Annotated in this window: 21 protein-coding genes; 7 read left to right on the top strand and 14 right to left on the bottom strand. The window is 69.4% G+C overall.

The window, feature by feature from the left end; all coding sequences use genetic code 11:
• The first annotated feature begins 5 nt into the window (after nt 1-5).
• The 4 genes from ACLJOO_RS32895 to ACLJOO_RS32880 are packed head-to-tail and all read left to right on the top strand — an operon-like array spanning nt 6 to nt 5,276.
• Nucleotides 6-1,211, top strand: a complete 1,206-nt coding sequence (locus tag ACLJOO_RS32895) for a cysteine desulfurase-like protein (protein WP_410791536.1) — start codon at nt 6-8, stop codon at nt 1,209-1,211.
• Nucleotides 1,212-1,244: 33 nt separating this feature from the next.
• The gene (locus tag ACLJOO_RS32890) at nt 1,245-2,792 is read left to right on the top strand and encodes a hypothetical protein (protein WP_410791535.1); all 1,548 of its coding nucleotides are present in this window, start codon (nt 1,245-1,247) and stop codon (nt 2,790-2,792) included.
• 46 nt (nt 2,793-2,838) lie between these two features.
• Nucleotides 2,839-3,999 (top strand): ROK family transcriptional regulator, encoded by a 1,161-nt coding sequence (locus tag ACLJOO_RS32885; RefSeq protein WP_410791534.1) that lies wholly within the window; start codon nt 2,839-2,841, stop codon nt 3,997-3,999.
• A gap of 8 nt (nt 4,000-4,007) precedes the next feature.
• The gene (locus tag ACLJOO_RS32880) at nt 4,008-5,276 is read left to right on the top strand and encodes a glycoside hydrolase family 125 protein (RefSeq protein ID WP_410791533.1); all 1,269 of its coding nucleotides are present in this window, start codon (nt 4,008-4,010) and stop codon (nt 5,274-5,276) included.
• Here ACLJOO_RS32880 and ACLJOO_RS32875 read toward each other — a convergent pair.
• The 6 genes from ACLJOO_RS32875 to ACLJOO_RS32850 all read right to left on the bottom strand — a co-directional run bounded on the left by ACLJOO_RS32875 (nt 5,269) and on the right by ACLJOO_RS32850 (nt 10,332).
• The gene (locus ACLJOO_RS32875) at nt 5,269-6,114 is read right to left on the bottom strand and encodes an ABC transporter permease subunit (protein WP_410791532.1); all 846 of its coding nucleotides are present in this window, start codon (nt 6,112-6,114) and stop codon (nt 5,269-5,271) included. The genes ACLJOO_RS32880 and ACLJOO_RS32875 overlap by 8 nt on opposite strands.
• A complete protein-coding gene (locus tag ACLJOO_RS32870) occupies nt 6,104-7,003 on the bottom strand; it encodes an ABC transporter ATP-binding protein (RefSeq protein ID WP_410791531.1) in 900 nt (299 codons plus the stop codon). Before ACLJOO_RS32870 ends, ACLJOO_RS32875 begins: the two co-directional genes overlap by 11 nt.
• Before the next feature lie 81 nt (nt 7,004-7,084).
• Nucleotides 7,085-7,750, bottom strand: coding sequence for a response regulator (locus ACLJOO_RS32865; protein WP_410791530.1), 666 nt, complete (start codon nt 7,748-7,750; stop codon nt 7,085-7,087).
• 10 nt (nt 7,751-7,760) lie between these two features.
• The gene (locus ACLJOO_RS32860) at nt 7,761-8,408 is read right to left on the bottom strand and encodes a response regulator (protein ID WP_410791529.1); all 648 of its coding nucleotides are present in this window, start codon (nt 8,406-8,408) and stop codon (nt 7,761-7,763) included.
• Nucleotides 8,405-9,547, bottom strand: a complete 1,143-nt coding sequence (locus ACLJOO_RS32855) for a sensor histidine kinase (protein WP_410791528.1) — start codon at nt 9,545-9,547, stop codon at nt 8,405-8,407. Before ACLJOO_RS32855 ends, ACLJOO_RS32860 begins: the two co-directional genes overlap by 4 nt.
• Nucleotides 9,548-9,609: 62 nt before the next feature.
• Nucleotides 9,610-10,332: a FadR/GntR family transcriptional regulator gene (locus tag ACLJOO_RS32850; RefSeq protein WP_410791527.1), complete on the bottom strand. Its 723-nt coding sequence runs from the start codon at nt 10,330-10,332 to the stop codon at nt 9,610-9,612.
• 74 nt (nt 10,333-10,406) lie between these two features.
• Here ACLJOO_RS32850 and ACLJOO_RS32845 point away from each other — a divergent pair, with 74 nt between their 5' ends.
• Complete coding sequence (locus tag ACLJOO_RS32845) at nt 10,407-11,618, top strand: alpha-hydroxy-acid oxidizing protein (protein WP_410791526.1); 1,212 nt, start codon at nt 10,407-10,409, stop codon at nt 11,616-11,618.
• On the opposite strand, the gene ACLJOO_RS32840 is transcribed toward ACLJOO_RS32845, so the two are convergent.
• From ACLJOO_RS32840 to ACLJOO_RS32810, 7 genes are all read right to left on the bottom strand, one after another.
• Nucleotides 11,562-13,034 carry a sensor histidine kinase gene (locus tag ACLJOO_RS32840; protein WP_410791525.1) on the bottom strand — a complete coding sequence of 491 codons (1,473 nt, stop codon included), beginning with the start codon at nt 13,032-13,034 and terminating at the stop codon, nt 11,562-11,564. The genes ACLJOO_RS32845 and ACLJOO_RS32840 overlap by 57 nt on opposite strands.
• Nucleotides 13,031-13,696 (bottom strand): response regulator transcription factor, encoded by a 666-nt coding sequence (locus tag ACLJOO_RS32835; protein WP_410791524.1) that lies wholly within the window; start codon nt 13,694-13,696, stop codon nt 13,031-13,033. Before ACLJOO_RS32835 ends, ACLJOO_RS32840 begins: the two co-directional genes overlap by 4 nt.
• Nucleotides 13,697-13,728: 32 nt before the next feature.
• A complete protein-coding gene (locus tag ACLJOO_RS32830; protein ID WP_410791523.1) occupies nt 13,729-14,493 on the bottom strand; it encodes an ABC transporter permease subunit in 765 nt (254 codons plus the stop codon).
• A gap of 34 nt (nt 14,494-14,527) precedes the next feature.
• Entirely contained in the window at nt 14,528-15,397 is an 870-nt protein-coding gene (locus tag ACLJOO_RS32825) for an ABC transporter ATP-binding protein (RefSeq protein ID WP_410791522.1), read from the bottom strand.
• Between the two features lie 107 nt (nt 15,398-15,504).
• Nucleotides 15,505-16,638 carry a sensor histidine kinase gene (locus ACLJOO_RS32820; protein ID WP_410791520.1) on the bottom strand — a complete coding sequence of 378 codons (1,134 nt, stop codon included), beginning with the start codon at nt 16,636-16,638 and terminating at the stop codon, nt 15,505-15,507.
• 78 nt (nt 16,639-16,716) lie between these two features.
• Nucleotides 16,717-17,355 (bottom strand): MSMEG_1061 family FMN-dependent PPOX-type flavoprotein, encoded by a 639-nt coding sequence (locus ACLJOO_RS32815; protein WP_410791519.1) that lies wholly within the window; start codon nt 17,353-17,355, stop codon nt 16,717-16,719.
• Nucleotides 17,355-18,611 carry an MFS transporter gene (locus tag ACLJOO_RS32810; protein ID WP_410791518.1) on the bottom strand — a complete coding sequence of 419 codons (1,257 nt, stop codon included), beginning with the start codon at nt 18,609-18,611 and terminating at the stop codon, nt 17,355-17,357. Before ACLJOO_RS32810 ends, ACLJOO_RS32815 begins: the two co-directional genes overlap by 1 nt.
• Before the next feature lie 121 nt (nt 18,612-18,732).
• Between ACLJOO_RS32810 and ACLJOO_RS32805 the strand changes: the two genes are divergently transcribed.
• Nucleotides 18,733-19,179 carry a hypothetical protein gene (locus tag ACLJOO_RS32805; RefSeq protein ID WP_410791517.1) on the top strand — a complete coding sequence of 149 codons (447 nt, stop codon included), beginning with the start codon at nt 18,733-18,735 and terminating at the stop codon, nt 19,177-19,179.
• A 6-nt stretch (nt 19,180-19,185) separates the two neighbouring features.
• On the opposite strand, the gene ACLJOO_RS32800 is transcribed toward ACLJOO_RS32805, so the two are convergent.
• The gene (locus ACLJOO_RS32800) at nt 19,186-19,830 is read right to left on the bottom strand and encodes an alpha-ketoglutarate-dependent dioxygenase AlkB (RefSeq protein ID WP_410791516.1); all 645 of its coding nucleotides are present in this window, start codon (nt 19,828-19,830) and stop codon (nt 19,186-19,188) included.
• Between the two features lie 793 nt (nt 19,831-20,623).
• On the opposite strand from ACLJOO_RS32800, the gene ACLJOO_RS32795 reads away from it, so the two are divergent.
• Nucleotides 20,624-22,972 carry a DUF222 domain-containing protein gene (locus ACLJOO_RS32795; protein ID WP_410791515.1) on the top strand — a complete coding sequence of 783 codons (2,349 nt, stop codon included), beginning with the start codon at nt 20,624-20,626 and terminating at the stop codon, nt 22,970-22,972.
• Nucleotides 22,973-23,244 lie beyond the last annotated feature (272 nt).

Genomic DNA, 23,244 nt, shown 5'->3' with positions numbered 1-23,244 from the left:
CGCGCATGAGTGCCTTCGATGTGGTCGCCGTCCGCAAGCAGTTCCCCGCGCTCGACGAGGGAGCGGCGCACTTCGACGGCCCCGGTGGTTCGCAGACCCCGCAGGCCGTGGCCGACGCGGTGGCGCGGACCATGACCTCGGCGCTCGCCAACCGCGGCCAACTGACAGCGGCCGAGCGCCGCGCCGACGAGATCGTCGTCGGCGCCCGCCAGGCGATGGCCGACCTGCTCGGCACGACCGCGCAGGGGATCGTGTTCGGCCGCAGCATGACGCAGCTCACGTACGACTTCTCCCGCACCCTCGCCAAGACCTGGTCCGCGGGCGACGAGGTGATCGTCAGCCGCCTCGACCACGACGCGAACGTGCGTCCGTGGGTCCAGGCCGCCGAGGCCGCCGGTGCCACGGTCAAGTGGCTCGGCTTCGACCCGGAGACCTCCGAGCTGGACGACATCGCCCCGCTGCTCACCGACCGCACTCGCCTAGTCGCGGTCACCGCCGCGTCCAACCTCCTCGGCACCCGTCCCGACACGCAGAAGATCGCCGATCAGGTGCACGAGGCCGGAGCGCTGATCTACGTCGACGGCGTCCACCTCACCGCGCACGCGCCGGTCGACGCCCGGTACGCCGACTTCTACGTCTGCTCGCCGTACAAGTTCTTCGGCCCGCATCTCGGCGCGCTGACCGCGGCGCCCGAGCTGCTCGAGACGCTGAAGCCCGACAAGCTGCTGCCGTCGACGGACGTCGTACCGGAGCGCTTCGAGTTCGGGACGCTGCCGTACGAGCTGCTCGCCGGCACGACGGCCGCCGTCGACTTCATCGCTGGTCTCGCAGGCACCGGCGAGACCCGGCGTGAGCGCCTGACCAGCTCTCTCAAGAGCGTCGAAGCGCACGAGGACGCTCTCCGCGACGACCTCGAGGCCCGCCTGAAGGCGATCCCCGGCGTCACCCTCTACGGCCACGCCGCGGACCGCACGCCGACCCTGCTCTTCACCCTCGACGGTCACACCCCGGCGGCGGTCTCCGAGCACCTCGCGAAGGCGGGTGTGAACGCCCCGGCCGGTTCCTTCTACGCGTACGAGCCCGCCCGCCACCTCGGTCTCGGCCCCGCCGGTGCGATCCGCGCCGGTCTCGCGCCGTACACCGACCAGTCGGACGTCGACCGTCTCGTGGCCGCGGTCTCCGCCTTGACCGGCCCGAGAAGCACTAACTAAAGTCTCTGGGGAAATTACCCCCGAGGGAGCCACGTGAGAGAACCGAGCGCTGTTTTCGTCCAGGTGGACCCCTCGGGAGAGTTGGTCGCCCCAGTGCGCGCCGGGGCCGAGATCACCTGGAACGACGGGGCCGTCGAGGTCACGGCCGAGCGGATCTCCCGGGTCGCGCTCCGCTGGTCGGAGAAGCTGCCGAGCGACGCGCTGATCCTCGGTGACGCGTGGGAACGTTCGTACGGCGACCTGCAGTGGCGTCACCAGCAACCCGAGCGCCTGCTGCCCTGGTACTTCCTCGCCCACTCGGGAGCAGGCACGTTCGGCATGGGCGTCGACGTGCAGCCGAACGCGTTCTGTGCGTGGACCGTCGACGGTGACGGGTTCACACTCTGGCTCGACCTGCGCAACGGCGGCGGGCCGACGCTTTTGGACGGCCGTACGCTGACGGCAGCAGTCGTGCGACGATTCGAAGACGCGGGCACACCCTGGCAGACCCTGCACGCAGCGGTCGCCTCCATGAGCACCCGACTACCGGCGCGACCTGAGCCCGCGCCGGTGGTCGGGGCTAACAATTGGTACTACGCGTACGGCGAGAACTTCGACGAGAAGGCCGTTCTGAAGGACGCGTCGACGATCGTCGAGCTCGCCGACGGTCACCCCGTGAAGCCGTTCAGCGTCGTCGACGACGGCTGGTACCCGGGCGGCATCGCGTCCGGCGGCCCCTGGGACAGCGGTACGCCGGGAGTCTTCGACGACCTGGCCGGTACGGCGGCCGCGATCAAGGAGATCGGTGCGCGACCGGGTCTGTGGTTCCGCCCACTCCTGGTCCGCGAGCCGTCGACGCTGGCCTCGAAGGGCCCGCACGACAAGCCGGGGCGGGCGCTCGACCCGACGTACCCCGAGGTCCTGGACGGTGTTCGCGCGGACCTGCAGCGGTTCAAGGACTGGGGTTTCGAGCTGGTCAAGCACGACTTCAGCACGTACGACGTGTTCGGCGCATTCGGCCCCGCGATGGGCTCCCGGCTGACACGCGACGGTTGGCAGTTACACGACCGGTCGCGGACCACGGCCGAAATCATCTTGGCGTTCTACCGCGAGATCCGCGCGGCCGCGGAGGGCGTCGTACTGATCGGCTGCAACACCGTCGGCCACCTCGCCGCCGGGCTCGTCGACGTGCAGCGGACCGGCGACGACACGTCCGGCCGGGACTGGGAGCGGACCCGGAAGATGGGCGTCAACACGCTCGCGTTCCGGCTCCCGCAGCACAACCGGTTCTTCACGGTCGACGCGGACTGCGTCCCCTGTACGCCGCAGACGCCGTGGGAGCTGAACGAACGGTTCCTCGACCTGGTCGCCCGCTCCGGTACGGCGTTGTTCTTGTCGATCGATCCGGCGGCCCGGACGGAGCGGACGGACCGCGCGTTGCGCGACGGTATACGGTTGGCGCTCGACGGCGGTACGGTGAGTGATTCGGGGATCGAGCCGACCGACTGGCTCGTCAACACCACGCCGAACGTGTGGCGGGCGGGCGACGACATCATTCGTTACGACTGGTCGCAACCGTGGGGTGCGGATCCAATTGGTTAGACGGGGGACGAACCTCGATCGCGTCGGGGGATTCAACGATGCCGTGGTGCTGGACGCGATCCGCCGCAGCGAGCAGCTGAGCCGCGTCGAACTGGCCGAGGCGACCGGCCTGTCCGGTCAGGCGATTTCCAACATCGTGCGCCGCCTCCTCGACGCCGGCCTGGTCCGCGAGGCCGGTCGGCTGCGCGGCGCCGGCATCGGAAAACCACGGACGCTGCTCGAGCTCGAGCCCACCGGACAGTACGCCGTCGGCGTGCACCTCGACCCGTCCGTCGTCACCGTCGTACTGCTCGATCTCACCGGTGAGGTGGTCGCGCGGCGGCCGGTCGACCAGTACGCCGACGACCCCGGCGTACTCATCGACGGCATCGCGAAGACGATCGAGGAAGTGATCGCCGCGTCCGGCGCACCGCGCGACCGGGTCACGGGTGTCGGGATCGCCGCGCCCGGGCCGATCGACGTCGAGCGCGGCGTGGTCGTCGACCCGCCGAACCTCTCGACCTGGCACCTCGTCCCGCTCCGCGACGCGTTGAGCGAACGGACCGGTCTGCCGATCGTCCTCGACAAGGACGTGACCGCGGCCGCGTCCGCGGAGAAGTGGGCCGGGCAGGGCGGCAGCTTCGTCTTCTTCTACCTCGGCACCGGTGTCGGCGCCGGGCTGGTGATCGGTGACGAGGTGGTCCGCGGTTCGTCGAGCAACGTCGGCGAGATCGGTCACGTGATCGTCGATCCCGGCGGGCCGCTCTGCTACTGCGGGCGGCGTGGTTGTGTCGGTGAGGCCAGCCAGCCCAGGTACCTGGTGGAGCAGGCGATGCGCGCCGAAGTACTTGCTGAAGGCATTGATCTCGACGACCGGCTCGCGGTTGAAGCCGCCTTTGCCGAGCTGTGTGCGCAGGCCGCCGGCCCGGGTGCTGCTCGGGACATCCTGACCACGCTCGCGGAGCGGATCGCCAAGGTGGTCGAGGACATCGCGAACCTGCTCGACCTGGAGCGCGTGGTCTTCGGCGGCCCGCACTGGGAGCAGCTCGCCCCAGTTCTGCAGGACCGCGTGCGCACCGCGCTGGAAGGACGCTTCCTGCTGGCGGCGGTGCACCCGTTCGACGTCACGGGAACGGCGCTCGGCGCGGATGTCGGCGCGATCGGCGCCGCGAGCCTGATCCTGGACCGCACGTTTTCCCCGAACCAGTCACTCGTTGGTGAAAGGTAGATGTTTTGATGATCGACCCCGAGGTCCTCGCCCGCGCCGCCGCGGCCGTCCGGGAGGCCACCGGTGACGACGTGATCGCGGAGATGTTCCAGCGCTCGATGTCCGGCAACCTGCCGGCCGTCGCGGAGCGGTTGCCGGACGGTACGACGTTCGTACTCACCGGCGACATCCCGGCGATGTGGCTGCGAGACTCGGCCGCGCAACTCCGCCCGTACCTGCTGCTGTGCAAGGACGACCCGGGCCTGCAGGACGTCCTGATCGGCGTGCTGCACCGGCAGCTCGAGTACGTCGTCCTGGACCCGTACGCGAACGCCTTCAACAAGGAGGCGAACGGCGCCGGGCACACCTCCGACGAGACCGAGATGTCGGCGTGGGTGTGGGAGCGCAAGTACGAGATCGACTCGCTGTGCTTCCCGCTCGAGCTGGCGTACCGGCTCTGGCGGATCACCGGCCGCGCGGACGTGATCGACGACCGGTTCCGGGCCGCGGCGGAGGCGATCGTCGAGCTGTGGACCGTTGAGCAGGACCATGAGGCGCGTTCGCCGTACCGCTTCCAGCGTCTCGACGACCGTCCGTCGGACACGCTCGTCCGCGAGGGCCGTGGGCGGCTGACGCGGCCGACCGGGATGTCGTGGAGTGCGTTCCGGCCGAGTGACGACGCGACGGAGCTGGGCTTCAACGTGCCCGGGAACATGTTCGCGTCAGTGGTGCTCGGGTACCTGCAGGAGATCGCGACCGAGGTCCTGCGGGACGTGCCGCTGGCCGATCGCGCGAAGGCGTTGAAGGCCGAGATCGACGAGGGCATCGCTTCGTTCGGCACGGTGGAGCATCCGGAGCACGGTCGCGTCTACGCCTACGAGGTGGACGGTCTGGGCGAGACACTGCTGATGGACGACGCCAACATGCCGAGCCTGCTGTCGATCCCGCTCACCGGGTACGCCGCCCCGGACGACCCGACGTACCTCGCGACGCGTTCTTTGCTGCTCAGCCCGGAGAACCCCTACTACTACAGCGGAACGGCGGCCGCCGGCATCGGCAGCCCGCACACCCCGCCGCGCTACATCTGGCACATCGCCCTTGCTGTACAAGGCATTTCGAGCACGTCGGCGGAGGAGCGCCAGCACCTGCTGGAACTCCTCCGCGACACCACCGGCGGCACCGGCCAGATGCACGAGGGCTTCGACGTCGACGACCCCCGCAAGTTCACCCGCGAATGGTTCTCCTGGGCCAACGCGATGTTCTGCGAACTGGCCCTGGTCCACGCCGGCATCAGGTGACGTCGCGGCGCCGGGTGGTCCAGGCGGCTAGTACGGCGAACACAGCGCAGTAGGCCATCAGGGTTAGTAGGGCTCGGCCGCCGCCGACTGCGTCGCGTACGCCTGGTGGGGCGTCGGTGGCTGCCATGCCGGTGACGCTGAAGACGAGGGAGCCGGCGTTGGTGCCGGGCAGGACGTTGGCGAGCCACTTCAGGCTCGGCAACAGGCTGCTCACCACGCCGGCCAGCAGCGTCTCGATGCCGAGGATCCACACCACGCCGAGTCCGATCGGGAGCGCGACGTTGCGGAAGGCAACGGCCAGGACGGCGCCGGCCAGGCACCACATCATCAGGACCAGCCAGCCGCCCGCGAGTCCTTGGACGAGATCACCGATACCCGGCCAGCTCGTCGAGCCGTTCTCGGCCGCGGCGATGCCGACGCTGCAGAGCGCGCAGGCGGCGAACATCCCGAGCACCCAGAGCGCGATCATCGTACCGAGCGCCAGGAACTGGGCACTGAGGATCGTGCTGCGCCGGGGCCGCTGGGTGAGGATGGTCTTGAGGGTTCCCCAGGTGTACTCGCCGCCGATCACGATCGCGCCCAGGACCAGCGCGAGCGCGCCGGCGAAGATCGGGTACCCGCCGATCGTGTTGTCGACGACCCGCTCCGGGAGCATGCCGCGGAGGATCTCGGCGCGCGGTACGCCGTCGGTCTGCGGGTTGTCGTCGCCGGTCGCGTAGCCCAGGTACGGCAGCAGGTAGCCGAAGATCAGGCTCAGCACCTGGCCGGCGCCGAACAGCACCCAGACCGCGGATCGCTTGCGGAGCTTGAGCATCTCCGCTCGGTAGCTACCCAACATCAGCCTGCTCCTTCGCCGTGGTCAGCTCGAAGAAGATGTCCTCGAGCGCGCGTTCGGCGGTGTGCAGCTCGGACACCTCGATACCGGCCTCGACGAGCGTGCGGTTCACTTCGGCGGCCTTCGCGGGATCCACCTGCACCCGCAGCGTGTCGTCGTACTGGTGAACACTGCCGAACCGGGTCAGGAGCCGCTGTGCATCCTCGCGAGGGGTGGCGCGGACGACGAGTTCCTGCTCGCCGCGCAGCTCGTCGACGTTGTGCTCGGCAACCATCCGGCCGGCGTTGATGATGCCGACCCGGTCGCAGATCTGCTGTACTTCGCCGAGCAGGTGGCTGGACAGCAGCACGGTCCGGCCTTCGGTGCCGAGCTCGCGGATCAGGCGGCGCATGTCGCGCATCCCGGCCGGGTCGAGGCCGTTGGTCGGCTCGTCGAGGATCACCAGCTCCGGATCCTTGAGCAGCGCGGCCGCGACACCGAGGCGCTGCTTCATCCCCAGGGAGTACGTCGAGAACCGGTCCTTCGCGCGATCGGTGAGGTCCACGAGCTCCAGTACCTCGTCGATCCGCTGCCGCGACACCCCGGCGTACTCGGCCAGCAACCGCAGGTTGTCGAGCCCCGACAGGTACGGGTAGAACGCCGGCGACTCGATCATCGACCCGGTTCCTTTGAGTACGGCGGTATCGCCCGGCCGCCCGCCCAGCACCCGCACGCTCCCACTCGTCGGCGCGATCAGCCCGGTCAGGATCCGGAGCGTGGTCGTCTTCCCCGCCCCGTTCGGCCCCAGAAACCCGTACACCTCACCCGGCAACACCCTCAGATCGACACCATCAACCGCCAAGGTGCCGCCATACCTCTTAGTCAGCCCACTGACCTCAACTAACGCATCCATACAACGAGAGTGCCGCCACCACCCCACCCACCGCGTCGCCTCGGGGGAGTGATCCCAGCTACCCCCGTCGGAGTAGTGCGATCAACCCAACCAGCCCGGACGTACCAGCCCGGTCTGATAGGCGAGTACGACGAGTTGGGCGCGGTCGCGGACGCCTAGTTTGATCATGGCGCGGCTGACGTGGGTTTTCGCGGTGGCGGGGCTCAGCACGAGGCGCTCGGCGATCTCGTCGTTCGACAGGCCTTCGCCGACGAGTGCGACGATCTCCTTCTCGCGTTCCGTGAGTACGTCGAGTTCCTTGCTCGCATGCGGCTGCCGGGACCGCGACGCGAACTCCGCCACCAGCCGCCGCGTCACCCCAGGCGACAGCAGCGCGTCCCCGCGCGCCACCACCCGCACGGCCTGCAGCAGCTCGACCGGCTCGGTGTCCTTCACCAGGAACCCGCTGGCCCCGACCCGCAGCGCCTCGAACACGTACTCGTCCAGGTCGAACGTCGTCAGGATCACCACGTGGACGTCGGCCAGCTCCGGATCCGCGCCGATCTGCCGCGTCGCCTCCAGCCCGTCCGTCCCGGGCATCCGGATGTCCATCAGCACCACGTCCGGCTTCTCCCGCCGCGCCACCACGACCGCCTCGGCGCCGTCCGGCACCTCGCCGACCACCGTGATGTCGTCCTCGGCGTTCAGCAACGACCGGAACCCGGCCCGCACCAACGCCTGGTCATCCGCCAGCAACACCCGAATCATGCGACGGAGCTTATGCGAGCCCAGCGTCGTGGGCGAGCAAGGCGATCTGGGTTCGGTTGCCGAGTTCGAGCTTGGTGAGGATGTGCGAGATGTGCGCCTTCACCGTCGCCAGGCTCATGAACAGCTCCGTACCGATCTGCGCGTTCGCCTTACCCTGCGCCACCGCGAGCATCACGTCGTACTCCCGCGGCGACAACCGCTGCAGCTTCTGTTGCGCGATCGTGTGCGCATCGGCCTGGGTCGCCGCGCGGTCCATCAGCCGCCGCGTGATCGCCGGCGACAGGATCGGGTCACCGGCCGCGACCCGCCGCACGGCGTCGACGATCTGCGCCGGCGGCGTGTCCTTCAGCAGGAATCCGCTGGCCCCGGCGCGGAGCGCGTGCAGGACGTTCTCGTCGGTGTCGAAGGTGGTGAGCACCACGACCTCGGGCGGATTGGTCCGCGCCCGCACCCGCCGCGTCGCGACGATGCCGTCCACCCGCGGCATCCGCAGGTCCATGAGCACGATGTCCGGGAAATGCGCGTCGACCGCAGCCGGTACTTCGTCCCCGTCCGCGGCCTGCCCGACCACGGAGATCCCGTTCGCGCCGTCGAGCATCATCTCCAGGCTGGCTCTGACCAACGCGTCGTCGTCCACCACCAGCACCCGGATGTTCATGAGGGCCACGGTAGCGAGGCCTCCAGCCGGAACCCGCCACCGGGCACCCGGCCGTGGTCCAGCGTCCCGCCCGCGAGTTGCACGCGCTCGGTCAACCCGATCAGCCCGGTCCCGCTACCCGGCGCCAACGGCGTACCGTTCGACGCCGGGTTCGTCAGCTCGATCCGCAGCCGGTCGCCCGACCGTCCGGCCACCCGCACGGTCACCGGATGCCCGGCGGCGTGCTTGCGAGCGTTCGTCAGTCCTTCCTGCACGACCCGGTATGCGGTCCTCCCGGTTGCCGGTGGCAACGATGTCGGGTCCGCCACCTGGTCGTCGTACGCGATCGTCGTACCAGCCTCCCGCGACTCGTCCACCAGCGCGCGCAGATCCCCGAACGTCGGCTGCGGCCGCCCCTCGTACACATCCTCGTCACGCAGGACGTTGATCACTTCGCGGAGCTCGTCGAGCGCCTGGTGTACGCCGGTCCGGATTACGCCGGCCGCCTTGGCGAGCTTCTCCGGCGACGAGTCCGGCCGGTACTCGAGCGCACCGGCGTACGTCGCGAGCAGCGACAACCGATGCGCGAGTACGTCGTGCATCTCCCGCGCCATCTTGGTGCGCTCGTTGGACCGCGCCTCGGCGACCCGGCGCCCCTGCTCGGCCTCCGCGCGAAGGGCACGCTCCCGCAGCGACAACAGCAGCTGCTGCCGCGACTGAGTGCCCTGGCCCCAACCGACCAGCGCGGCGTGCACAACGACATCTAGTACGGCGAACCAGAGGAACGGCAGGCCGTGGATCGGTTGCCACAGGCCCTGAATCAGATGCGCGACCGTACCGGCGAGGCCGACCAGGACCGCCGTACGCAACGGCCGGCGCAACGCGACGGACAGCGTGCCGACGGTGGACGGCGGGGTCGCGGCGGGGGAGAGGACGGCGAGCACCGCCAGCGCGATCGCCGCAGGAACCGGGCGGCGGATCACCACCGGGATGAGCGCGACGGAGGCGAGACCGACCGCGATGTCGAGCAGCAGGAGACTCCGGTGCTCCGGGTCCGAGAGCCGCCCGACGAGTGTCATCGCGACCAGGACGCCGATCGCGCCGGTCGCGACGAAGTCGACCCATTTCGACGGCTTCCGCGGCACGCACAACTCCTCCATGCCGCCGAGACTAAGCGGCCACAGTCGATTCCCACCACCGACCAAAGTCGAACCCACCCTCCTTACCCCGTACCGCCCTCACCGCCGCCGAACGGTGCTAACTGAGCCTTCTGGTAGAACCCTCGGATGTGCGCGGTCACGAGTTCGGCCGCGCGCTCCGGCTCACCGCCCCGCACCGCCGCGAGGATCGCCCGGTGCTCGGACCGCAGCCCGAGCGCCGTCGCCTCCCAGTCCGGCAGATTGGGTACGGCGGCCAGCACGTACCCATGGATCGCCGTCCGCAACGACGTCATCACCGCGGCGATCAGCACGTTCCCGGCGAGCCCGGACAGCGCGACGTGGAACTCCGCGTCGAGCAGATGGAACTCCTCGGGCGACAACCCGGTGTCGTCCATCCGATCCAGCAGCTCCTCCGCCACCTTCAGCTCGCCCGCCTCGAGTTCCCGCGCCGCCGCCTCCCGCGCCGACCAGGACTCCAGCAGCAGACGGGTCTGCACAACGTCGCCCATCGGCAGGTGATTGGTTGCCAGGTGCAACCGCAGTACGGCGGTCAGCGGCGACACCGGCTCCGCCACGATCACCGCACCCGCCTCGGGACCGGATCCGGTCGCGGTCCGTACAACGCCCATCGCCTCCAGGACCCGGACCGCCTCCCGCACCGACGGCCGGCTGATCCCGAGCTGCTCGGCCAGCGCCCGCTCACCCGGCAACCGCCCGCCGATCCGCAGCCGCCCCGCCGCCAGGTCGGCCTCGACCCGATGCAGGACCAGCTCGTAGTTCTTCATCTGGACGAGCCTACCTGTGTGGTCGGACCACAGGGTAGGGTGTGGTCCGACCACAGATTGAGCCGGGAGTTGTGATGACCGATCGCCAGTTGCCCAAATGGTCCGAGTTGAAGCCGTTGCTGCGGCCGAAGCCGGTCACGGTGAACCCGACCGAGCGGCGGCTGGAGAAGGCGCTGACGATTGCGGACCTGCGGGCGATCGCGAAGCGCCGGACGCCGCGCTCGGTGTTCGACTACACCGACGGCGCCGCCGAGGCGGAGATCAGCCTGCGCCGCGCCCGCCGGCTGTTCGCCGAGATGGAGCTGCAGCCGTCGATCCTGCGCGACGTCTCGGACATCGACCTCGGTACGTCGATCCTCGGCGGTCGCTCCGAGCTGCCGTTCGCGTTCGCGCCGACCGGCTTCACCCGGATGATGAACCACGAGGGTGAGAGCGCGGTCGCGAAGGTCGCCGAGCAGGTCGGCATCCCGTACGCGTTGTCGACGATGGGCACCACCTCGATCGAGGACGTGGCGGCCGCGGCGCCGAACGCGCGCAAGTGGTTCCAGTTGTACGTCTGGAAGGACCGCACCGCCGGTGAGGATCTGGTGAAGCGGTCGGCCGCCGCCGGGTACGAGGCGCTGATGCTGACCGTCGACGTACCGGTCGCCGGCGCTCGTCTCCGCGACGTACGCAACGGCTTCACGATCCCGCCGTCGCTGACCGCGAAGACCGTGCTGGACGCGTCCCTGCACCCGGCCTGGTGGGCGAACCTGCTCACCACGCGACCGCTGACGTTCGCCTCGCTGTCCACGTGGGACGGCACGGTCGCCGAGCTGCTCGACAAGCTGTTCGACCCGACGATGACGATCGACGACCTCAACTGGCTGCGGTCGATCTGGGACGGCCCGCTGATCGTCAAGGGCATCCAGACCGTCGAGGACGCCCGCCGGGTGGTCGACGCCGGTGCCGACGCGGTCGTGCTGTCCAACCATGGCGGTCGTCAGCTGGACCGCGCTCCGACACCGCTGCGCATCCTCCCGGAGGTCCGCAAGGCGATCGGCAGCGACGCGGAGGTCTACCTCGACACGGGCATCATGTCGGGGGCCGACATCGTCGCGGCGATCGCGCTCGGCGCCGACGCCTGCCTGGTCGGCCGCGCGTACCTGTACGGCCTGATGGCCGGTGGCCAGCGCGGTGTCGCCCGCGCCGCGGACATCCTCACCAAGGAGGTCCGTCGCACGATGGCCCTACTCGGCGTCTCCAGCGTGGCCGAGCTGAACCCGTCCCACGTCCGCCTGCCCTAGTACCGGCAACCACAACTGGAACGACGCGCCCGCACCAACAGCGGTCCGCAGTATGAGGTCGCCGCCGTGCGCCCGGGCGATCGACCGCGCGATCGCCAGCCCGAGACCGGTGCCCGCACCCGCCGAGTGCTTGCGGGCCCGGTCAGCACGATAGAACCGGTCGAACACTCGACCGGCCTGCTCATCGGTCATCCCGGGGCCTTCGTCCTCGATGAACAGCATCGCTTGATCGCCGATCGTTCCGACTCTGATGCCAACCGGTGTACCGGCTGGGGTGTGGGCTATCGCGTTCCCGACCAGATTGGTGACGACCTGACGGAGCCGAGCCTCGTCGCCGTTCACAGGAGCTGGATCGAGGCGGCCGCGACGCTGTGATCCGGTGAGAGTGATCGACCGGGTCGGATCCAGCGCACGGAGGTCGTGCCGCGCGTCGTTGGCGATCGTCCGCAGATCCATCGGTGCGCGGTCGAGCTGTCCTTCCGGCGCCTCGTCCAGCTGTGCGAGCAGGAGCAGGTCTTGGGTCAGCACGGTCAACCGAGTGGCTTCGCGGTCGATGCGGCCCATCGCCTCGTCGACATCGGATCCGCCCATCCGGTACAGCTCGGTAGAGCCTTTGATGCCGACCAATGGCGTACGCAGCTCATGGCTGACGTCGGCGAGGAAGGATCGCATCCGGGTCTCAGCGGCGGCCCGGTCCGCGAATGCCTGCTCCAGCTGGCCGAGCATCGTGTTCAGCGATGCCGCCAGATGGCCGATCTCGGTCTTCGGCGCGGCCAGTCCGGGTACGCGTTGGGTCAGATCGCCGTCCGCGATGGCGGCCGCCGTGCTCTCGATCCGGCGCAGCGGACGCAATCCGCGTCCGAGCGCCCACCAGCCGATCGCCGTGAGCAGGACGAGCAGCGCGGCCCCGCTGATCACGCTGGTGGTCCGGAGCTTGGCGATCGTGGCATCGGCCTCGGCGAGCGGCGTGGCCGCGATCACCGTCCCGCTCCAGCCGACCGCCGGTCGCGCGACCGCCCGCCAGCGGCCGTCTTGGTTGGCCGCCCGCAGCATGCGGGCCGATCCGTCGACGGGCAGCGATCGGAGCTCGTCGTCCGCGGGGAACGACTCGGCAGCCACTCGGGACGAGCGCAGAGTGCCGACGACCACGCCGTCCGGGCCGAGGTACGCCAGGTACGGCGCACCGATCAGATCCAGCGCCGGGTCGAGGAGCTCTGGCCGGGCGGGCTGTTCGCGGTTCGGCCCGCTCGGGGACACGTTCGCGATGATCTCGGTGAACGAGCGGAGCTGACTGTCGAGTCGATCGAGCTGGTACCTCTCCAGCTGACTCGACACGACCGCACTGATCAGGGTCAGCCCCGCGAGCAGCAGGCCTGTGGTGAGCAGCAGCAATCTGGCGCGCAGCGACAGCTTCACGACTTGGGTGCCCGCATCACGTAGCCCATGCCGTGCACGGTGTGGATGAGTTTCGGGTCCTGGTCGTCGACCTTGCGGCGCAGGTACGAGATGTAGGTGTCCACGATGCTGGTGTCTCCGTTGAAGTCGTACCGCCAGACGCGTTCGAGGATCTGCGCCTTGGACACCACCCGGCCGGCGTTCTCCATCAAGTAGTGCAGCAGCCGGAACTCGGTAGGGGAGATGCGCAGCGGATCGCCGCCCCGCGTGACTTGGTGGCCCTCGGCATCGAGTGCGAGCGGACCGACCGTCAGTACGTCGTCGCTCGGCCGGCCCGTCGTACGGCGGAGTACCGCGCGGATCCGCGCGATCAGTTCCTCCAGGTCGAACGGTTTCGTCACGTAGTCGTCCGCGCCGAGCGACAGTCCCTGGATCTTGTCGGCCTGCCCGTCGCGAGCCGTCAGGAACAGGACCGGCGTCGGGCGCAAACGACGTACGACCTCGAACCCGTCCATGTCCGGCAGCATCACGTCGAGCAGGACGAGGTCCGGCGACTCCTCGGCCGCGGCGACCGCCTCGGCCGCGGTCGCCGCTGAAGTCACGTCGAAGCCGGCGAACCGCAGTGTCGCGGACAGCAGTTCGCGCACCGTCGCCTCGTCGTCCACCACGAGCAGCCGAGTCATGATCGCCAGAATACGGATTCAGATTTGTGCAGTCAGACGTCTCGTCGCCGGAAGACGACGAACGCGGCGGTCAGTACGGCGGCGACGCCGAGCCACAGCCCACCGAGATTCAGCCAGGGATGCGGGAAGTTCTCGTCCGGCACCGTACCGAAGACGGCGGCCGCTCCGAGAGTCGGCCAGAAGTCGAAGATCCCCTGCATCCAGTCCGGGAAGAGCCCCGCGAGCGCCGGAACGAGGAACACGATCCCCACCAGCGTCGCGAGCGCGCCCGCCGTCGCGCGCAGGATCGCACCTAGACCCACGGCCAGCAAGGCGATCGCGGACAGGTACAGCCCGCCGCCGACGACCGCTTTCAGGACCCCAGGATCGCCGAGGTGTGCGTAAGGCACATCCTGCCCCGCCAGCAGCGCCTGACCGATGAAGAACGACAGGAACATCAGCACCTGGCCCGCCACGGCCGCGACCGCGGTGGCAACGATCGCCTTCGCCGCCAGCAGCCGGTTCCGGCGTGGGGTGGCAGCGAGGGTCGTCTGCATCAGTCCGGTCGCGAACTCCGATGTCACCACCAGGATGCCGAGCACACCGACAATCAACTGGGCCACGATGAACGTCTTCAGGCTCTGACTGGTCGGGTCCCAAGCAGCACGGTCCGCATCGGTCCCGCCCCGGTACTCCGTGCCCGCGCCGCTCATCGACAGACCCGTGATGCCCAGTCCGAGGAGGAACAGGCAGGCCACCGTGTACCAGGTCGAGCGCAGGCTGCGCAGCTTGATCCACTCCGCATGCAGTGTGTTCATACGGCTGCCCCCTGATACTCGACGCTCTCCTTGGTCAGCTCCATGAACGCGTCCTCCAGCGACACCCGCTGCGGGTCAGCTCGCTCAGCGGCACCCCGTGGTAGGCCGCCAGTTTGCCGATCTCCGTGCTCGACAGACCGGACACGACCAGCGCGCCTTCGAGCCCGTCCCGAACTGTGCCGCCGGCCGCGGTCAGGTGATGTGCGAACGGTTCACCTGTGCGGACCAGGACGGTGCCGTCGCCATTCGCGTGCATCAGGTCGGCCATGCCCATGTCGGCGATCAGCCGGCCGCGACCGATCACGACCAGGTGGTCCGCCGTCTGCGCCATCTCGCTCATCAGGTGGCTCGACACCAGCACCGCGCGTCCCTCTGCCGCCAGCGAGCGCATGAAGTCGCGGATCCACCGGATCCCTTCCGGATCGAGCCCGTTCACGGGTTCGTCGAAGATCAGCACGCTCGGATCGCCGAGGAGCGTCGCGGCGATCCCGAGCCGCTGCCGCATCCCGAGCGAGAACCCGCCGGCCCGCTTGCGAGCCACCCCTTCGAGCCCGGTCCGGACGAGCACCTCGTCGACCCGGCGCCGGGGGAGACCGTTGCTCACGGCAAGCGCCAGCAGATGGTCGTACGCCGTCCGCGCGCCGTGCACCGCACTCGCGTCGAGCAGCGCGCCGACCTCCGTCAGCGGCACCGGCAGGTCCTGGTACCGCCGGCCGCCGACCGTCACGGTGCCACGGGTCGGCGCGGCCAGCCCGATGATCATCTTCATGGTCGTGGACTTGCCGGCACCGTTCGGCCCGAGGAACCCGGTCACCTGACCCGGCTCGACCGAGAACGACAGATCGTCCACGACGACGTCGGAGCCGTACCGCTTGGTCAGCCCGCGCACTTCGATCGTTGTCATGCCTCGCAGCCTGACGAACCGATCTGAGCGCTTACCGGGAGTTTCTGGGAGAACTCTGTGAATCCGCTCCGGCGGGCGTCCGGCGTCCGCCCGAATTCACAGGAAACCTACAGCGGCAGAGTCGCGGTGATCCGCAGACCGCCGGCCGGTGTGCGGTTCGCGGTCAGCGTCCCGCCGAGGGCGGTCGCACGCTCACGCATCCCGGAGATGCCGTTGCCTTCCTTCGGCGCCGCGGTCATGCAGTCGCCGTTGTCGTCGATCTGCAGCACCAGCGCCTGCTCGCCGTACTGGATCCGCACCGTCGCCGACGTCGCCCGCGCATGCCGTACGACGTTCGTCAGCGACTCCTGGATGATGCGGAACGCCGCCCGGTCGAGTCCGCTCGACAGCGGACGCGGCTCGCCGTGAACGATCTTGTGCACCTCGAGCCCGGCCCGCTCGGTGCGACTGATCAGGTGGTCCAGGTGATCGAGGCCGGCGACCGGTTGCCGGGGCGCGGACTCGTCGGACTGCCGCAGTACGCCGACGATCGATCTGAGCTCGACCAGGGCTTCCTTGCTCGCGTCCTTGATCGCGGAGAGCGCCGGGGCGGCCTGCTCAGGCTGACGGTCGACCAGGTGCAGCGCGGTGGACGCCTGCACATTGATGAGCGAGATGTGGTGTGCCACGACGTCGTGGAGCTCCTGCGCGATCCGCAGGCGTTCCTCGCCGGCGCGGCGCAGTTCTTCCTCTTTCCGGGTCCGCGCCGCGGCCATGACACGGTCGCGATGGGCGCGGAAGAGTTCGGCAAGGAACCCGAGGACGCAGAAGCACGTGCCGACGAGCAGGACCTGGTACACGCCCTGCTCGTTGATGCCGAGGATCATCCGTCCGCCGACATGGCCGACGTACAACGTGATCAGCCCGACCCAGCCCGCCAGCCGGTGACCGAGCCGGATGGTGGTGAACACGGCGATCACGAACGCGAACACGACCGGGCCCCACGGGTACTCGCGGAGCATGTAGATCAGCGTCGAGATGACAGTTGCCCACAGCACCGGGATCGGCTTGGTGCGCAGCCAGTACAGGGAGAGCGCGCCGACCAGGAGCAGCACGACCATGAACCAGTCCGGCGCGTGGCGGTCGGTCTGACCACGCGACGCACCGAACGACCCCACCACCGAGAACACGGCCAGCACCACCGGCAGCAGGACGCGGCGCACGCGGGCCCCGAAGGTCGGGACGTGGACAGGTTCGGTCACACTACGAAACCGTAGAGGGCGGCCGGGGCGATGTCATCGTCGCCACGGAGTACATCGGCCTGCTCCCACTGCGGTAGTTCAGTACTTGACCTTGTAGATCTTCTCCTCGTACGCCGTCCCGTAGTACTCCTCGAGCGTCTCGAGCTCCTCGTCTGGGCGCTCCAGCGTCTTCGAGATCCGCGCCCGGGTCGGCACCGCGTCAGGCTCCCAGGTCTCCGGCCTCCACAGCTTCGAGCGCAGGAACGCCTTCGAGCAGTGGTGGAAGATCTCCTCGATCTCGACCAGCAGGGCGAGCTGCGGGCGGTTGCCCTTCACGATCATCTCGTCGAAGAACGGCGCCTCGCGGACGATCCTGGCGCGGCCGTTGATCCGCAGCGTGTCGCCGCGGCCGGGCAGGAAGTAGATCAGCCCGACGTGCGGATTGGAGAGGATGTTGGTGAACCCGTCCACGCGGCGGTTGCCGGCGCGCTCGGGGATCGCGATCGTGGAACCGTCGAGGACCTTGGTGAATCCGGCCGGGTCGCCCTTGGGGGAGACGTCGCACGTACCGTCCTCGGCGGAGGTGGCGACGAGGCAGAACGGCGACGCCGCGAGCCACTCGCGATCCAGGGCGTGCAGCTCCTTGCGCGCCTTGCCGGCAGCTGCTGCCAGCGGTTGCGGGACGATCGCCCGCAGCTCGTCCTGCGTAGTGATTTCGACCAGTCCGGGAATCTCCATCAGGCGGCGCTCTCCTCTACCAGCGACGGCGTGGCGTCCTCGTTGACGGCCCTCGTCCGCGCAGCCCATCGTACGGCGGGACCAGTTGCGCAACTGGTCCCCAGGAACAGTGCGCCGACCACCAGCCAGCCGATCGGACCCCATCCGAGGACGACTGTGGTGAGCAGCGCCGGGCCGAGCATCCTGGCGATCGCGGGGCCGGTTCCGAAGAAGCCCTGGTACTGACCCTGCTTGTCGGCCGGCGCGAGTCCGAAGCTGATCTCCCAGGCTCCGGACGCCAGCTTCATCTCGCCGAGGGTGAGCAGCGCGGCGGCGACTACGAGCACACCGGCCGCGGTTGCTGGGCCGAGATCCGCGGCCGTGATCGCGAACACCGCGCAGGCGGCCAGCATGGCGACACCGGCGTACCGGACCGAACGGGCCGCAGTACGGAGATCCTTGACGCTCCTCGCGATCCGGACCTGGAAGAACGTGACGCCGAGCGTGTTCACGATCATCAGCGAGGCGACAACCCAGCTGGGAGCGTTGGTCCGGGCGACGATCCACAGTGGACCGACCAGGCTGATCAGCGGCATGAAGAGCAGCATCACCGCATTGATCAGCGCGAGAACGGCGTACGGACGATCGTGCAGCACCGCCAGCCTTGGCTCGCCTGTTGCGCGGCGGGTCGTCGCGATCGTCGGCACCCGGCGTAGCAGCCCGGCCGCGATCAGGAAGCTGAGCGCGTCGATCCCGAACACGATCAGGTACGCCGCTTCGCTGTCGAACCGGAGCGCCACACCGCCGAGGAGCGCGCCGAGCGCGAGCCCTGCGTTGACGGTGGACTGCAGGAACGCGCGGATCCTGGTCCGCTCCGCCGGGGCGACCAGTCCGGCCAGCAACGCCTGCCGCGCCGCGGTGAGCCCGGTCTGGCTGCAGGCGTAGACGATGGCAGCGATCAGGAAGCCGGCGAAGCTCCGGACGACCAGGAACGACGCGACAGCTGTCGCGGTCGTCAGCGCCAGCAGGACCGCGGTGCCGCGCGCTCCCCGCCGATCCGCGAGGTTCCCGAGCGGCACGCCTGCCAGGAATCCCACCAGCCAGGCGATCGTCAGCCCGAGCCCGACCTCCGCGGTCGAGAGCCCGACGACACGGGTGAAGAACAGCGCCGAGGTGACGACGAACGCACCGTCGCCGACCGAGTTCGCCAACTGCGCCATCGCCAGGTCCCGCGGCGCTCCGGCCGGGGGAAGCATCTGCCCAAGTCTGCTGCTCATGTCCTTGAGCCTAGGGTTTCAGCGGCCCAGGTGAGAGATCCATTTGTGCTGCGAAAGCATGGGCCACTTTGCCCTGTGGACAACCCGGATCGGCAGCCGGAATCACGGCACATTTACAGGCATGAGCTTCGAGAATCTCTCTGCCACCTGGGCCGACCAGCCACTCAGCGACCCCGAAGTCGCCGCCGACGCCGTAGACCTGATGATCAGCCTCGGCGACCGCCGCCGAGGCACCTTCACCGTCCTCATCTGCGACCCCGACGCCCGCTACCGAGCCACCGTCGCCATCGAACTTCCCTCAACCTTTGCTCTGGACCCCAGTCCCGCTCAACTTTGCGAGACGGCCCTCGACCCGGTCATCCCCGCCGTCCACACCGCCCCTGGCACAGCTCTCGTCTTCGCCCTCGGCCGCCCCGGCCCAGCCCACCTGCCCGACCTGGACGCCCAATGGGCCCAAGCCGCCACCACCATCTGCCAGGCAGCCGGCATCCGCCTCCTCGGCTTCTACGTGGCCACCAAGGACGGCATCTACCAACCAGCCCTCACCGAACCAGCGGCCGCCGCATAACCGCTGTCACCGCACCCCACGAGGCCGGAACTGAATACTGATCCGCGGCCCGACCCGCCCCGTCGCCTTCGGAATCGCGTGCTCCCAGGTCCGCTGACACGAACCGCCCATGACGATCAGATCCCCATGCCCCAACGGATACCGCACAGTCGACCCGACCGGCCCACTCGACGCCCCCGGCCGCGGCCGCAGCGCCAGCACCCGAGGCTCACCCACCGACAAGATCGCCACCATCGTGTCCTCGCGGTCCCCCCGCCCGATCCGATCCCCGTGCCACGCGACGCTGTCCCGCCCGTCCCGGTAGAAACACAACCCCGCCGTCCGGAACGGCTCACCCAGCTCGTCCGCGTAATACGCACTCAACGCGTCCCGAGCCTCATCCAGAATCGGCACCGGCAACTCCGCGTTCTCCCCGTAAAAACACAACAACCGAGGCACATCGACCACCCGGTCGTACATCTGCCGCCGCTCCGCCTGCCAAGGCACCTCCCGAGCCAGCCGCTCGTACACCTGATCCGCCCCCGTCAACCACCCAGGCAGCACATCAACCCAAGCCCCCCGCCCCAACTCAGCCCGCGCCATCCCACCCAAAGACCCCAACCCAGGATCCGCAAAAGCATCCAGCAACGACCCCTGAATCTCACCACCCATCCCCCCACCCTACCCGAAACTCGAACAAACGTTCCCCTACCAACCCACCCAACCACCCACCCCGCCCACATCCGCCAACCACAACCACCAAGCCCCTCCATTGCACGACCCAAGCCCGACCTCCTAAGCCCGACCTCCTAAGCCCGACCTCCTGGGCCCCGGCCCTCCATCCCAGGCCCTGCAGGCCCAATGGCGCCGCCTGCACGCCGACCGCATGCCCCCGCCTGCACGCGCACTCTGCCCATGCCCCGCCGGCGCAGACCCTCCGCGCTCACATGCCCGGCACTCGCACCGTGCTGGCCGCGCCTCAGGCCCCCGACTGCGCCTCCCGCCTTCATGCCAACAGCCGCACCCCCTATGCCCGTCCGTGCACGCCGGCCCACGGCCCGTATGCCCGACGCACTCCCAAGCCCTGTCGCAGGCGCCCGCAATGGCTCACAGCGCCAACCCACGCCAGACCCGCCCACGCCAGACCCACCCACGCCAGACCCACCCACGCCAGACCCACCCACGCCAGACCCACCCACGCCAGACCCACCCACGCCGCGCCCACACCTGCCTGCCCACGCCCCGTCCGGTCCCGCGCGACTATGTTGGCCGGATCCAACCGCTCCATGGCGCGATTCAGCCCACCTGCCCGTTCAGGCTGCCGGCCGTTCATCCCGTGCGCCGGACGGTTAGCCGGCGCCATCGCATACACGCTTCCTGGCCCGTCGGGCATGTGACGTTTCCCCTTGTGGATAAGGGAAAACGACCTAGACCAGCGGCTCGCGGGTGGCATAGAATCGAACGCATGTTCGAGGAAGATCTGGAGTCGCTCCCCACCCGCGACCTGCTAGAGCAGGCCGCGGACTGTCGCACAGTGGCCAGCCGGGCCGACGCGCGGCTACTGGAATGCGCCCAGATCTACGCCGACCGCTTCCACCCCTCCGTGTGCGGAACCCGCCCGACCCGCCGCGCCTCCGACGGCCGCGAACGCGCCGTGATCCTGGGCGGCGAGGGCTGCCCGGAGATCGCCGAGTTCGCGATCGCCGAGTTCGCCGTCGTGCTCGGTGTCTCACCCGGCGTCGGCCGCGACCTGCTCGCCGACGCCCTCGCCCTGCGCCACCGCTTCCCCCGCACCTGGACCCGCATCCGGGCCGGCCAAGCCACCCCCTGGAAGGCCCGCCAGATCGTCCGGGCCTGCACGAAACTCGACCATGCGGCCGCGGAGTACGTCGACCGGAAGGTCGCCGCGATCATCGACACCATCTCCCCGCACCGGCTGGAAAAGATCGCCAGTGCCGCCCGCAAGCACGCCGACCCCGCCCGCGCCACCCAAGAGGCCTCCGAAGCCGCCGACGAACGCGGTGTGCATGTCGGGCACGGCGACGGGCACGGCAACAAGACCATCTACATCAAAGCCGCGGCAGCAGCCGTCAACCGCTGCAACGCGACGATCACCGACATCGCCGAAGCCCTCAAATCCCTCGGCGACACCCGCCCGGTCCAGCACCGCCGCGCCGAAGCCATCGACATCCTCGCCGACCCCCGCTTCACCCAAGAACTCCTCAACCAAGCCGGCACCCAACCCCACCCAAACCCGCCGAGCGACCCGACAACCACCCCCACCGAACCCCAGCCAGACACCACCTGCGAACCCCGCACCCCCACAACGCCCGACAACCCAGCGCAGCCAAGCGACGCGGCAGTGCCGAACGATGCGGCGGCGCGGGACAGGTCGGTGATGCACGACCCGATGCCCCGGGACGACGGGGTGCTGCACGACGACGCGGTGGCACCGGGTGATGTGGCGGTGCCGGACGAGCTGGTGCTGCCCGGTGACGTGGTGGTACCGGCTGATGCGGTGGTGCAGCGCGACCCGGTGGCGCCGGACGATGTAGTCGTGCCGGTTGAGGACCGCGGCGCGGACAGGCCGCACGGCAGCCCTCTCGGCTTGCCGCTGCCCGACGTCCGGCACCTGCCAGACCCGCCGGAACCACCGGACGTGCTCAAGCGGCCGGGATCGCTCGAACCATTGGACTCGCTCGAACCGCTGGACTCGCTCGAATCCTCGGAGTCTCGCGAGGTGCCCGGGTCGCTTGAACTACTGGGGTCGCTCGAGGTGGTGGAGCCGGTGGGTCCGCCGGACGATCCGTGGCTGGAAGCTGCCGCGCCCGATGATCCCGATCCGCTGACCGACCCGTTCGACCGGCGAACACAAGGCGCGATCGAGGTCGCGGCCGTGGACGCGTGCAACGAACCCGGCGAGGGTTCGGCGATGGATGCTGCTGCGTTGCGGGCACTGCGCGCCCGGCTCGCGCAGATCAAGAACGACGCCTACGCCAACCCGAGCTACTTCACCCACCCCGCCGGCCCAGACAGCCCAGCCCCCGCGATCGGGCAAGACACCACAGGCCGTGTCGTCGGCCAGGGCATCCCACTGCCAGCGATCAGTCCCGGAGATCTGGGCGGTTCAGAAGCTCCCGGCGGCCCAACGGGCATGGGCGCCTCGATGCCGTCGGCTCGGCAGGCGGACCGGGTCAATGGAATCAAGGGACAGGTGCGTCCGGGTCGGGCGCGGGCAGGACAAGAGCGTCCGGGAGAGGCGAGTCCGGGACACGTGCGGCCGGGACGGGTGCGTCCGGGACGGGCGCCGGCAGGACAGGTGCGTCCGGGGCAGACCGAGGTGGTTGTGCATCTCACTGATCACACGCTGGCCGCCGGCACCGGCGTGCTGCGTGCCGAGAGCATCGGGCCGTTGCTCGCGGCCCAGCTCACCGAGCTCATCGGCTACGGTCCGTACACCGTCAAGCCGGTCATCGACCTCAACGACGCCGTCAGCGTCGACGCCTACGAAATTCCCACCCGGATCCGCGAGCGCGTCAAACTCACCCACCCCGCCGAACTGTTCCCGTACGGGACCCGCGAAACCACCGACACCATCGACCTCGACCACATCCAGCCGTACGACCCGCACGGGCCCACCGGGCAGACGAATACGACGAATCTCGCGCCTCTCGGTCGCTTCGGGCACCGGGTGAAAACCCACGCGCGCGGATGGAGTGTGCGCCGGATCGACGACAGGACACTCGAATGGACCACGCCCCACGGGTTCACCTTCCACGTCGACCCCAACGGCACCCACCGAATCGACCCGTGAGTCGACCCGTGAGTCCCCGTTGAGCCCCCGCCGTACCCGACCTGAGTGCGACCAGTCGATGCCCCGCGTCGTCGTGCCCCACGTCCCGCGGCGGCGTGCCTTCTCGCGCCGGGCGGCGTGTGCTGGCCTGCGTCGTCGTGCCACGTGCTGCTGCCACGTCCTGCTGCCGCGTGTGTTCCCGTGCCGCGTGTGCTGTGCCGCATGTGATGCCCCGCGTCGTCGTGCCCCCACGTCCCGCGGCCGCGTACTTTCCCGCGCCGCGCCGCGTGTGA

It is taken from the genome of Kribbella sp. C-35 (genome assembly GCF_046549195.1).
Lineage (GTDB): Bacteria > Actinomycetota > Actinomycetes > Propionibacteriales > Kribbellaceae > Kribbella.
The sequence above is the reverse complement of the archived record's forward strand: the minus strand, read 5'-3'. Positions and strand labels throughout refer to the sequence as shown.